Source organism: Paenibacillus solani (genome assembly GCF_050475945.1).
GTDB lineage: Bacteria > Bacillota > Bacilli > Paenibacillales > Paenibacillaceae > Paenibacillus_AQ > Paenibacillus_AQ solani_A.
Map to the genome: position 1 here is coordinate 30,686 of NZ_JBCMXJ010000020.1, position 12,169 is coordinate 42,854.

10 protein-coding genes are annotated in these 12,169 nt (G+C 45.2%); 1 reads left to right on the top strand and 9 read right to left on the bottom strand.

Annotated elements, in window-relative coordinates; translation table 11 throughout:
• Positions 1-107: 107 nt before the first annotated feature.
• From ABEQ74_RS25195 to ABEQ74_RS25225, 7 genes are all read right to left on the bottom strand, one after another.
• The gene (locus ABEQ74_RS25195) at positions 108-1,787 is read right to left on the bottom strand and encodes a response regulator (protein WP_430124975.1); all 1,680 of its coding nucleotides are present in this window, start codon (positions 1,785-1,787) and stop codon (positions 108-110) included.
• A gap of 20 nt (positions 1,788-1,807) precedes the next feature.
• Entirely contained in the window at positions 1,808-2,683 is an 876-nt protein-coding gene (locus ABEQ74_RS25200) for a CheR family methyltransferase (RefSeq protein WP_430124976.1), read from the bottom strand.
• A gap of 59 nt (positions 2,684-2,742) precedes the next feature.
• Complete coding sequence (locus ABEQ74_RS25205; protein WP_430124977.1) at positions 2,743-6,402, bottom strand: response regulator; 3,660 nt, start codon at positions 6,400-6,402, stop codon at positions 2,743-2,745.
• On the bottom strand, positions 6,399-7,574 hold the full coding sequence (locus ABEQ74_RS25210; RefSeq protein ID WP_430124978.1) for a PP2C family protein-serine/threonine phosphatase: 1,176 nt from the start codon (positions 7,572-7,574) through the stop codon (positions 6,399-6,401). Before ABEQ74_RS25210 ends, ABEQ74_RS25205 begins: the two co-directional genes overlap by 4 nt.
• Before the next feature lie 242 nt (positions 7,575-7,816).
• A complete protein-coding gene (locus ABEQ74_RS25215; protein WP_430124979.1) occupies positions 7,817-8,158 on the bottom strand; it encodes a general stress protein in 342 nt (113 codons plus the stop codon).
• Between the two features lie 88 nt (positions 8,159-8,246).
• Positions 8,247-8,780 carry a hypothetical protein gene (locus tag ABEQ74_RS25220; protein WP_430124980.1) on the bottom strand — a complete coding sequence of 178 codons (534 nt, stop codon included), beginning with the start codon at positions 8,778-8,780 and terminating at the stop codon, positions 8,247-8,249.
• 47 nt (positions 8,781-8,827) lie between these two features.
• On the bottom strand, positions 8,828-9,355 hold the full coding sequence (locus ABEQ74_RS25225; protein WP_430124981.1) for a DUF948 domain-containing protein: 528 nt from the start codon (positions 9,353-9,355) through the stop codon (positions 8,828-8,830).
• 276 nt (positions 9,356-9,631) lie between these two features.
• Here ABEQ74_RS25225 and ABEQ74_RS25230 point away from each other — a divergent pair, with 276 nt between their 5' ends.
• Positions 9,632-9,796, top strand: a complete 165-nt coding sequence (locus ABEQ74_RS25230) for a DUF1328 domain-containing protein (protein WP_082361058.1) — start codon at positions 9,632-9,634, stop codon at positions 9,794-9,796.
• A gap of 106 nt (positions 9,797-9,902) precedes the next feature.
• Here the strand turns inward: ABEQ74_RS25230 and ABEQ74_RS25235 are convergent, their stop codons facing one another.
• Together ABEQ74_RS25235 and ABEQ74_RS25240 are read right to left on the bottom strand one after the other, a co-directional pair.
• Positions 9,903-11,408, bottom strand: coding sequence for a DHA2 family efflux MFS transporter permease subunit (locus ABEQ74_RS25235; protein WP_430124982.1), 1,506 nt, complete (start codon positions 11,406-11,408; stop codon positions 9,903-9,905).
• Between the two features lie 31 nt (positions 11,409-11,439).
• Positions 11,440-11,922, bottom strand: coding sequence for a MarR family winged helix-turn-helix transcriptional regulator (locus ABEQ74_RS25240; protein WP_430124983.1), 483 nt, complete (start codon positions 11,920-11,922; stop codon positions 11,440-11,442).
• Positions 11,923-12,169: the final 247 nt, after the last annotated feature.

Here is a 12,169-nt window from a genome sequence, read left to right on the forward strand (position 1 = left end):
GACACTCTCTCCCAATAATTTGTTTTCTCTTTACATAACCCGTTATCTTGCTTATTGAAACAGCTTTGAGGAAGGCAGCGCCTCGCTAATATTTGGAAGATCACTAGTTAGCCGTTAATTATGCGAACCGCACCATGGGTATCGCTCCATTCTTTTGATTCTACAGGCGAAAAACGAGAAATCAGACGCTTCACACAGCTGATTTTGACAGGCTTGCTAATATAATCATTCATGCCTGCATCGAAACAACGCTTTTGGATCCCATCCATCACGTTGGCCGTCATGGCAACCAATACAGGAGCTTCCCCCTCCGGCTTCATCTGCCGGATCTGGCGAGTTGCTTCTAATCCATCCATAACGGGCATCTGTAGATCCATAAAGATCATATCGTAAACTTTAGGTCCCGCAACCATTTCAACCGCCTGTTTGCCGTCTTCTGCCAAGTCTGCTTTGAGCCCCATCTTTTCCAGCATACTGTCCATTAACTTACGATTAATCGGATGATCATCCACAATCAGGATATTCGGCTGCCTCTCTCCCTGCAGTCTGTATTTATCGGAGCGATCCTCTTCGTAAAGACGCAGATCTTCTTGCTGATGCGTATGAACACAGATCGTAAATATGAAGGTGGCTCCCTGTCCTTCCTTGGATTCAACCTCGATTTCACCGCCCATCATCTGGACGAGCGATTTACAGATGGCAAGTCCTAGACCTGTTCCCCCATAACGTCTGGTCATCGAAGAATCCAGTTGTGAAAACGGCTTGAACAGCCGATCAATTTTTTCCGATGAGATGCCAATCCCCGTATCCTTTACAGTGAACTCGAGGGTTAATCGGTCTTCTTCGGTTTTGGCCAGCGAAACGACCAAGTATACGCCTCCCTCGTTCGTAAACTTCACAGCATTAGAGACCAAATTCACTAATACTTGCCGGAGACGTCCCATGTCACCGTATACCATCGCGGGAATTCGATCTTCAATGTAATAAGACAAATCCAAATTCTTCTTGGAGGCTTCCCCAGAGAACAAACCAAACACTTCCTGAACACATGAATTGAGCTCAAATGGATACTCCTCGAGCTCCATTTTACCGGACTCCATCTTGGAGAAATCCAGGATGTCATTAATGATATTAACCAAAGCATCTGCGCTATTGCGGATAATCGTTGCGTACTCACGTTGTTCTTCCTGAAGATCACTATCCATCAATAAATCTATCATACCGATTACACCATTCATCGGGGTACGGATCTCATGACTCATCATAGCCAGAAATTCCGTTTTGGCCTTAGCCGCAATCTCTGCTTCTTCTTTGGCCTGCACAAGCTCACGATTCGTCTTTTCAAGCTCCTGTGTCTTCTGATGCAATTGCATAGACTGGATCTTTAGCCTGTTATTGGTTTGATACATATCGACAAAACCCTCGATCTTGGATTTCAAAATTTGAGGGATAAAGGGTTTGACCATATAATCGATTGCTCCCGCAGAGTATCCTGCAAACAGGTGCTCCGCATCCTTGCTGTTCGCAGAAATGAAAATAATCGGAATATCCTTCGTCTTGTCTCTCGCCTTGATCAGCCTGGCTGTTTCGATACCGTCCATGCCAGGCATCTGCACATCGAGAACAATCACGGCAAAATCATACTTCAGAAGATAGCGCAATGCCTCTTCTCCTGAAGTTGCTTTAATAAGCGTGTATTGCTCACTATCCAGAACAGCTTCGAGTGCAAGTAAGTTTTCAGGGCGGTCATCTACCAATAAAATATGAATCGGTTCGTGAAACCCCATAAGTTCCTCCTACAATACTTCTATTTAATCTTCCGGTATATTTTCTCAACCCGGTCCAGAGTCTCGTATGCTTCACTATACCCCGTAAAATGTATGGACTCTTTAGCACCCAGGACAAGAATACCGAAATGGCTCAAACTCTCGTGAAATAATCCATGAACGTGGTCCCGCAGCTGGTCATTAAAATAAATCATGACATTACGGCAAAAAATTACGTTGAACTCGTTAAAAGAACGGTCGGTCGCCAAATTATGCTCGGCAAATATCATATTTTTCTTCAAAAACGGTTGAAAAATAACTGAATTATACTTCGCTGTATAGTATTCGGAGAACGAGCGAGTCCCGCCCGCCTCCAGGTAGTTTTTAGTATATTGCTTCATGCGTTTGATGTCGAACACACCCTCCTTGGCTTGCTGGAGAGAACGCGAATTCATGTCAGTCGCATATATCCGGGATTTTTCATACAATCCTTCTTCATGAAGCAATATCGCCATGGAATACACTTCCTCACCGGTCGAACATCCCGCATGCCAGATCCGTATATAGGGATACGTGCGAAGCAGCGGAACAACCGTCTTTCTGAAAGTGAGAAATAAATTCGGGTCCCTGAACATTTCCGTGACCGGAATCGATAGATTATATATAAGCCGCTCAAAACAAGATCGGTCGTGTAGTACTTTATCCTGAAGTGCAGAGATCGTGGATACGCCTTCGGCATGCACATGGTGCCAGATCCTCCGTCTCAATGATGGCAACGCATAATTACGAAAATCGTAACCATAAAATCGGTGAATTCCTTCTAAAAGAAGTTCAATCTCAATCTGCTCCAGCTCTCGCTCACTATCACTATCGTCTATTAATAACAGTTCCTCTTCAGTATGGTCACCAGATGGCATTACGTTTACACCGCTTTCCGAGTGTTATTTGCTACTTGTACTTTACCCATAAAAGCGGCTTACGAATACAACCAAACCCTCATGAGCGAAAGAAGTTGCTCCGTCTGAATCGGCTTTTTCATGTAATCGGAAGCGCCAGCTTCTATACACTTCGCCCGGTCTTCTTTCATCGCTTTGGCCGTCAACGCAATAATTGGTAGTTTCTGGAATTCCGGCATTTCGCGCAATCGACGCATCGCCTCATAACCGTCCATTTCCGGCATCATCATGTCCATTAATACGAGATCAAAGTCCGGATTTTCCTGAAGCATCTCAATGGCTTCCCGGCCATTCTCAGCGAAAACAACTTCCATATTATATCCCTCCAGCACACTGGAAAGGGCAAACACATTACGAATATCATCATCGACAAGCAGGATCTTCTTACCCTCAAACAGCTCTTCCTTGTTATGCAGCTTTTGCAAAATTTTACGTTTGTCCTCCGGCAAATCGGCTTCTACCCGATGCAGGAAGAGCGTAGTTTCATCCAAGAGCCGTTCTGGTGATTTGACGTCTTTTATGATGATGGACTCAGCATATTTACGAAGCTGCAATTCTTCTTTCGAATCGAGATCCTTACCGGTATATATAATAATAGGCAAGTCTACCAAGTTCTCATCGTCCCGAATCTGATCCAGCAGCTCAAAACCTGTCATGTCCGTTAGCATCAGGTCAAGCACCATGCAATCATATCGCTGTTTATGCAGTTCGCGAAGCGCCTCTTCCCCGGTGGATGCAGCGGTAATCGACACATCATCATGACCAATCAATTCAATGATGGAATTTCGCTGAACATCATCGTCCTCTACGATTAGGAGATGTTTCATCGATTTCTCTGCATACGACTCAATATGCGTAAATGCATCCTCCAGCGCTTCTCTGGATGAAGGTTTCTTCAAATATGCAATTGCTCCCATCATCATTCCTTGCTTCACTTCATCCACAACAGAGATGACATGTACGGGAATATGACGTGTAACCGCAGAGCTCTTCAGCTCGCCCATTACAGACCAGCCGTCAATGACTGGAAGCTGAATATCGAGAATAATGGCATCAGGCCTATATGATTTCGCCATCTCCAAACCGACATCCCCTTGAAGTGCAACCAACGCTTTGAAACCGCGGCTTCTGGCCATATCCAAAAGGATTCTGGCAAACTTTACGTCATCCTCAATGATAAGCAAGATTTTATCCGTAGGTCCCAATTGGTTCCGATCGTCTTCCACTTGTACGATGGACGGAGCTTCATTACTGATCGTCTTGGCCTTCGGAACAATCATATGACTTGCAGGCGGCGTTTCTACTGTAGCGGCTGCTTCCTGTTTGCTCTCAGCCATTGCTGGATGACTGGCAGGCAGATAAAGTGTAAAGCAGCTTCCCTTGCCTTCTTCTGATTCCACCAGAATGCCACCGCCCAGCAAGCGGGAGAGCTCACGGCTGATCGACAGACCAAGCCCAGTACCGCCGTATTTACGGCTGGTTGTACCATCTACCTGTTGGAAAGCTTCAAAGATCAGATCTGTTTTATCAGCCGGAATACCGATCCCAGTATCTTTGATAGAGAAAGCCACATATTCAGCTTCATCATTCAAATAAGCCGGAACCCGTTCTTTGTCGCCCTTCTCTACATGCAGCTCAACGGAGCCGCTATTCGTAAACTTGAAGGCATTTGATAACAGATTACGCAGAATTTGCTTCACACGATGGCCATCCGTTACGATGCTTGGCGGAATATCCTTATCAATGTGTATTTTAAGATCTATATTCTTGCGAGATGCCAATGCGGCAAAATTCTGTTCCACAAAGGATTCAATATCCGACAGCTGAACATCTTCATAATTGATCTCCATCTTCCCTGCATCTACTTTGGACAAATCAAGAATTTCATCAATCATCTTGAGCAGGTCCGAGCCGGACATATAGATGGTTTGTGCATATTCAATTTGCTTGGCGCTCAAATTGCCATCCTTATTCTCTGAGAGCAGCTGCGATAATATCAACAGGCTGTTAAGAGGGGTTCGCAATTCATGAGACATATTCGCCATGAACTCTGACTTGTACTTCGTTGTAATCGATAATTGTTTAGCTTGCTGCTCAAGCTGCCCCCGTGCTTTTTCAATCTCATCGTTCTTCTCTTCTACTTCCTGTACCTGCTCCTCAAGCGCCCGTGTCTTGGCTACAAGCTCGGTATTATAGTGCTCCAGTTCTTCCTGTTGACGCTGCAGCAGGTCCTCAGAGCGTTTGAGGGCATTGGTCTGCTCCTCCAAGTTCTCGTTGGAACGACGAAGCTCCTCTTGCTGAGTTTGCAGTTCTTCCGACTGAACCTGCAGCTCTTCCGTCATGGCCTGCGATTCGCGCAGCAGCTGCTCAACCCGCAGACGGCCTGTAATATTATTCAGAATGATGCCAAGAGATTGGCTAAGCTGCGCGAGCAGCTGCTCCTCCAAGGTTGTGGTTTCCTCAAATGCTGCCAGCTCCACAACACCGAGAACTTCATCCTCAAACAGGATCGGATAGATCATGATGGTAGTCGGCTTGGATGATCCCCACGCGGATTGTATCTTTACATAATCCTCCGGCGGGCTTTTCAAAGTAATCGGCTTCTTGTCCAGAGCAACTTGGCCTACGAGCCCTTCTCCGATCATGAAGGCCGTCTTAGGCTCTTCACCGCCCTCATGGGCGTAGGAGCCCTTCATCTCTAGCTTGTTCGGATGCTTGTCTTCTTGACGAATATACAGAGCTCCGTAATGTGCTCCCATAACGGGAGTAAACTCACTGATGAAACGCTGTGCCACCTCTTCAAGGGAATTAATGCCTTCCAGCAGTTCCGTAACTCTGGCCATGTTGGAGTTCAGCCAGGACTGATCACGCTGTGCCTGAAGATAGGTTTCCTCGATACGCTGCTTCTCAATGATGTCTTCGGATAGCTTCTTGAATACACGAGCCACTTCACCCAATTCATCCTTGGACGTAACTTTAATACGGCTAATTGCTTTCAATCTGCCTTCCCCGAAGCTCTTCAGCATCATGGAGACCACATTTATGCCCCGAGAAATACTTGGAAGAATCCACAGGATGACCAGCATCCCTACTAATAACCCGCCAGCCATCAGATATATAAACACCTGAACAGACCGGTCATAGGCTACTTTAGCCGACTGTATATCATCATTTATCTTCTGATTCTGGTAGCCGCTGAGCTCGTTCAGACTAGTCAGCATCTCTTCCTGGGCCGCTTGCCCAGTCGAGTTCCGCAGTGAGTTAGCACCATCAATATCATTGGAAGCGAGCAGCTCCAATGTTTTGTTTTGGTAAACGAGATATTCATTTACTGCACGTTCGATCCGGACCAGCAATTGCTGCTCCTCAGCAGCGCTTATGCTCTCCTTAATCGCAGTAAAATAATCTTCCGCTTGCTTGGTCATCGTTTCGATTTCTTGTTTCGATACGGCAAACGTAGTTTCATCGTTGCTCAAGATCATATTCGTAAGCTCGCGTGCCATATTGTTGACTTCTCCACGCATTCCACTGGAGTTGCGTACTTTTTGATAGCGATCCTGAAATATGGTATCCATCTGGCTGTTCATGTAGCTGATCCGATCATACCCAATGAGGGTTAGAACCAGCATGACGGCCAGTAGAGTCGTAAAGCCGATCACTAACTTGCTTTTAAGCTTCATTGATTGGTTCCCTCTCCTTTTTTAAGAGATATCCAAACCAGGCACTTATCGTCCTCCCGCTCCTGCGATGGATCATCTACAAAATACAGCTCTTTCATTTCTTCTTCTCTCCAGCAATGATGGCCGCTCATATGTTCTTTCAAGTGATTGAGCTTCTCATCATGTCCTCCATTAATCAGTTCCAGCAAGCCATCCGTGTACATGACCAAATGTCCTTCTCCTTCATATGGAAAGCTTCTTGGCTCCATATCTTCGATGCGGTCGAATAGGCCCACAGGACAGCATCCCTGATCCAATGTCATGATCTCTCCGTTATCTTGGAAGAACAAAGCCGGGGGATGTCCCGCATTGACATAATCCACTCGCTTCAGACGGGTGTCTACTACAAGATAGATGGCTGTAAAGTAGTACTGTATCAACTGTTCGCCTAGATTCAACTGATTGAATCTGCGATTCAATTCCTGTACCACCTTCTCAGGCTCGACATAGGTTGTGACCGTGTCTTTCAAAACCGAAGCAATGAACATGCAAAATAGGGACGAAGTAATCCCATGTCCCATCATGTCCAGCAGAATCACACCATACCGGCCTTCACCCAGCGGGTACCATGCATACAAGTCTCCGGCAAGCTCTGCCGAGGGCTGATACAGCGCATGAATCTCTAGTTGATCATCTTCAATTGGTGAGCTTAGCACTGCACTTTGAACCATGGCAGCAAGCTTCAACTCAGCCTGGACCCGCTGTTCTCTCTCAATATGCCAATCCTTCTCATGCTTCAAACGGAGCGCAAGTCGTATGCGTGCCATCAGCTCCACCTTGTTAATCGGCTTCGTCACGTAATCAACAGCTCCTGCATCCAGGGCTTCTGCCAGCTTTTTGGAATCTCCAACTGCAGTGACCATAATAATCGGTATATCTTTCAAATGCTCATATTGTTGAACAATCCGGCAGGCTTCGATCCCATCCATCTCAGGCATCATCATATCGAGAAGAACCAGATCGACGTCCGCTCGGCGGGGCTGCATGTCCTCATTCTGATTTCCTATACCCAGATGCTCCAGCATTTCTAGGGCGGAAGATGCAGATAGGGTGTTATGATAGTTCTCTTTTTTCAAGATTTCTCGAATAATGATGACGTTAGTCGGATTGTCGTCTACGATTAATATTCTCATTTCCCTCTCCTTTAACGTTACGGTTTATGCGATAGAAATCCTTTTCCTACTATTATACTATAATAAGGCTATCGTTCAGTGCCATAGAAAAAGGATCTGAATCTTGAATATTCCACTTTTATAAGGTTTATGGAACATCCTTTTTAAAACATAGATAAGGAATGAGACTTTACCTGTCTCATTCCTTATCTATGTTTTAAGTCTATAATCTCTGCTGCTAATTCAGCCTTAAGGCAGTTAGATTAATCTTTCTTGGCTATAACGAGTACTTTGCCAAGATCGAGCTGCTTCTCGTAAAATCCCGCTTCAGCTTCCGTAAATCCGAGCGATTCGATTTTGGCGCGAAGCTCGTCACCACGGGAGCGGAATAAATTTGCAATAGCGTCAAATACGCCTTCTTCCTTGATGCCTACATTGTTGGCATCAGATGCCTCTGCAATCCGGCTCGTTTTATCCGAATCATGGGCTATAACAAAGATACGATCATGATCGTAACCGGACTGTCTAAGATTCTCTACTTCCTGAACGGCTTGCGTACCATTCTCAACAACTTTTGCATAAGACTTTGCATTAGATAAATTCATTTTAAAACCTCCCCTAATCGTGTAAATATTCAAATTTAGGTTATAGTCCAATGGTTATTAACCAGAATATTCTGAGTTGAAACAACTTCTATTGGCTATAATCAAAAAATAAATCGATTCCTGTAATCTGGCCGGAGTCCGGATCGATATATACCTTAAGCGCATTATGATCCTCAAGGTAAACATCTCCGTCTTCCGCTTTAAAATATGGCTGTCCCAGAGTTGCCCGAACCTGAGCAGGCGTCATACTTATACGCTGGTTTTCCAATTGAAATGATGAGGCGTTAGAGTCTACATGTACATATTCCGTGTACCCGTTCCGCACCCCTACTTCCATCTCTTTATAATGAAATATGGCAATTCCGCTTAGTTTCTCATGTTCAATGCGTTCGGGTTGTCCCAGCTTCCGGATCACTTCACGCTTGTGATCGGTGAGCGATATCCCGTTTAAGGCCCCATAGCTCTTCAAAGAGTTATCACCAGTGTGAGCTTGTCCAACTTCCGAAGCGGTATGAATAATAGGCAGCTGCGACAACCCGGCAGTATGCTGTGCCTCTTCCACAGCACCTCCACCTCCGGAGAACATCAAAAGCCCTACCATCAACAGAGTGACATTCCACATGCGACTTCCTCCTATCTTCTTGCAGAGCTATACGTCATGGACTTTGGTTATCTGGCTTTCTGGCGGCGGAAGCTGTTCCACAGGCCAACTGCTGTATCCACGTACCCTAGCCAGTTTCTACTGCGGCTCTTCTCCTGTGCTGGTTCCGTATTATGGTTATATACCCCATCATAAGACTGGAACGTGCGTTCCGAAGCCGTCAAAGGAATCTCAGTGCGAACAGGCTGTTCTTTCTTCTGCTCGATGCGGGATTGCTTGAACTTGCTAACCATACCGGAGGATACTTGTTTCACTGCATAGGTGACTTCGCTTAAAGCTTCGCCCAGATTCTTGACGGTGTCCATCACCGGATCAATCTGTTTCATCTTATGCTGTACATCCACCGTAATATCGTTCGTATTTCGAATAGTCTGCTTTAGCTCGTAGGTCAATTCGTCCACCGTTTTCTGAACTTCCTGGAGTGTCGAAGTTACCTTCTCGAGCGATTGCGTCGCGGCCTTTAATGTTTTAATCAAGAAGAAAACAAGAACCGCAAATGCCAAAGCAATAATGGCAACACTGATTTGTGTTAGCATACATGTTCCTCACTTTCACGTGGTATTGGTTTACGTTACGCAATAGTTACCCGATCCCCCAGTTCCCGAAACAAAGGATCCCATGCCAGCTGAACCACTGTTTTCCAGCTTGTTTCATCCCTTGCCACCCCGGTTAAAGAACACTACGAAGGGCGATAAAGACAACAGCCGATGGCTCCCAATCTATCTTCAAGCTTGGGTGTATTCACTTCTTAGATCTTTATGCACTTTCATGTATATCCAAATCATATTGAAGAAGAAAGCAGGGTGAATAGGATGTTAAAATGGTCCGTAATTTTTCTGGTTATCGCATTGATTGCAGGAATCTTCGGTTTCTTCGGTATCGTTGAGGCTGCAGCCGGAATTGCGAAGGTACTGTTCTTTATCTTCGTTGTCCTGTTTGTAATCTCGCTCTTTACCGGACGCAGACGAAGTATGTGAAGCAGCTAAAGCCCGCACATAGAACATAAAATAAGAAAAGGGTGTCCTGTCCGTTCATCAACGGACAGGACACCCTTTTCTATGCCAGCAAGATTTGTAAAACAGGCTAGACGTTCTTTGCCACAGCCTTCTTATCCAAAGAAGACTTCTGCTCTATAGCGGGTTTCGTCTTCTTAATAAAGAATGCGAGGATCAAGGAAACGACACTGATCCATGTAGCGATCACAAAAGCATAATTAATACCATATATCGTCGCTTCATGACCAAGCTTTAGCATGTCAGCCTGATTCTGCGGATCAAACAATCCTGACTTCAGCAAGGCTGCCCCCTTGTTCTCCGCTTGGGTCGACATGACCGTAACTAGGATGGCTGTTCCGATCGAGCCCGATATCATCCGAAGTGTATTCGACATAGCCGTACCATGGGCATTCATAGCCCGTGGCAGCTGATTCAGACCGGCGGTCTGGATTGGCATCATAAGCATCGACATCCCGAACATGCGGGCCGTATAGATCACCATCATCTGAGTGTAAGATACCGTCTCCGTCAAATTACTGAATTCCCAAGTCGTAATGACAGTAATGCCTAGACCGATAACGGCAAGCCATCTAGCGCCGACTTTATCGAAGATTGCTCCGGTAATCGGTGACATGATCCCCATCAGAATAGCTCCAGGCAGCATAAGAAGTCCGGATTCCACCGGTGTAAACCCACGAATCTGCTGGAGATAAATCGGCAGCAAGATCATGCCGGAGTACATAGCCATCGTAACGATGACATTAATAAGCGTTGTTAGTGTAAACATATTGTATTTAAAAATTCGGAACTCCAGCATCGGTTTGTCAGTTTTCATTTCACGCAATACAAACAGGATAAGTGCGATGACGCCAATGGCCAGGGATATAATAACCGTCTTGCTTGACCACCCGTCATTTCCCGCATCACTGAACCCATACAGCAAACCGCCAAAACCCAGCGTAGACAAAATTACTGCAATCATATCCAGCTTGGGTCTGCTGACCTCGGTCACATTTTTCAGGAAGAAAACTCCGATTAATGTCGCAATGATGGAGAACGGCAAAATCATGTAAAATAACACACGCCAATCATAGTGCTCCACAATATATCCTGAAAGCGTAGGTCCGATAGCAGGCGCAAATATCATGGCAATCCCCATCATACCCATCGCCTTCCCGCGATTCTCAATAGGGAAAATATTCAGGAACACAACAGTCATGAGCGGCATAAGAATACCTGCACCGGAAGCCTGGACGAGCCGTCCGGTGAGTAGGAAGGCAAAGTTCGGGCTAATGGCACACAGCAGGGTGCCTATTGTAAACAGTGTCATCGCACTAATGAACAGCTGTCTTGTAGAGAAACGAGCAATTAAATAGGCGGTAACAGGAATCAAAACTCCGTTCACCAGCATAAATCCGGTCGTAAGCCACTGGGCTACCGTCGGCTTGATACTCAGACTATCCATGATGCTTGGAAGAGCAACATTCATCAAAGTCTGGTTAAGTATAGCAACAAAGGCACCAATCATTAATGCAGCAATAATCGGACCTTTCTTAACAGGCTCAGCAGCGCGAGCAATAGAATGGGTACTCATATGTGGCTTTCACTCTCTTTCTTAAGTAATTTCAAAACCAATTCCTGTCTATATCCTGTTGGCTATTAGTGGATTTCGAATTTCGGATATGCTCAACATTCGTCAAAATTTTTCGATACAGATTGCTTAACTGGCTGACCTCTTCATCAGTAAGAAATCCATATAATAAATCGCTTAACTCGGCACGTTTGTTGGCAAGCTGTTCAATCAGACTGCGCCCGATTGGCGTAATTTCCAAATGGACGACCCTCCGGTCTGTCTGATCCCTAACCCTGACTGCGAACCCGCCCTCGATCAATTTATCGGATATGCCTGTCACAGCGCCGCAAGTCACATGAAGAGCATCTGCCAAATCCGATAACCTCAAAGCACCCAGCTCGTAGAGCTTTTCCAATGCGGTATAATCGGTTCTGCCTAATTTCGGAAACCCCTCCTTCTGCCACTCATTCTGTACGGTCCGAACCATTTTCTTAAATAGCATCTCTAACTCTAGAATTTCATTCCGCATGGACATGTATTTATTCCACTCCTTTTAAAGCCCAATACACATTGAGGACATTTCTCTTTCCACCTTTTTAAATACTTTAGTGCTAAAACATTAAAAACTAAACAATTATTGATTATAGTGTGCGAAGATTACAGTGTCAATATTTACATATGTATTTTTTCATATTTATTTTCAGAAAACAATAACATCACTAATAAAAACAAAAAAAGACTGAGACAAGACGTGCTTGTCTGAGTCTTTAGCCTATTTCCTA

Bases quoted from the DNA above. Each gene is read 5' to 3' on its own strand.
- ABEQ74_RS25225 (WP_430124981.1), bottom strand. From the start codon at position 9,355: ATGCTAACACAAATCAGTGTTGCCATTATTGCTTTGGCATTTGCGGTT.
- ABEQ74_RS25240 (WP_430124983.1), bottom strand. From the start codon at position 11,922: ATGTCCATGCGGAATGAAATTCTAGAGTTAGAGATGCTATTTAAGAAA.
- ABEQ74_RS25235 (WP_430124982.1), bottom strand. From the start codon at position 11,408: ATGAGTACCCATTCTATTGCTCGCGCTGCTGAGCCTGTTAAGAAAGGT.
- ABEQ74_RS25230 (WP_082361058.1), top strand. From the start codon at position 9,632: ATGTTAAAATGGTCCGTAATTTTTCTGGTTATCGCATTGATTGCAGGA.
- ABEQ74_RS25220 (WP_430124980.1), bottom strand. From the start codon at position 8,780: ATGTGGAATGTCACTCTGTTGATGGTAGGGCTTTTGATGTTCTCCGGA.
- ABEQ74_RS25200 (WP_430124976.1), bottom strand. From the start codon at position 2,683: ATGCCATCTGGTGACCATACTGAAGAGGAACTGTTATTAATAGACGAT.
- ABEQ74_RS25210 (WP_430124978.1), bottom strand. From the start codon at position 7,574: ATGAGAATATTAATCGTAGACGACAATCCGACTAACGTCATCATTATT.
- ABEQ74_RS25205 (WP_430124977.1), bottom strand. From the start codon at position 6,402: ATGAAGCTTAAAAGCAAGTTAGTGATCGGCTTTACGACTCTACTGGCC.
- ABEQ74_RS25195 (WP_430124975.1), bottom strand. From the start codon at position 1,787: ATGGGGTTTCACGAACCGATTCATATTTTATTGGTAGATGACCGCCCT.
- ABEQ74_RS25215 (WP_430124979.1), bottom strand. From the start codon at position 8,158: ATGAATTTATCTAATGCAAAGTCTTATGCAAAAGTTGTTGAGAATGGT.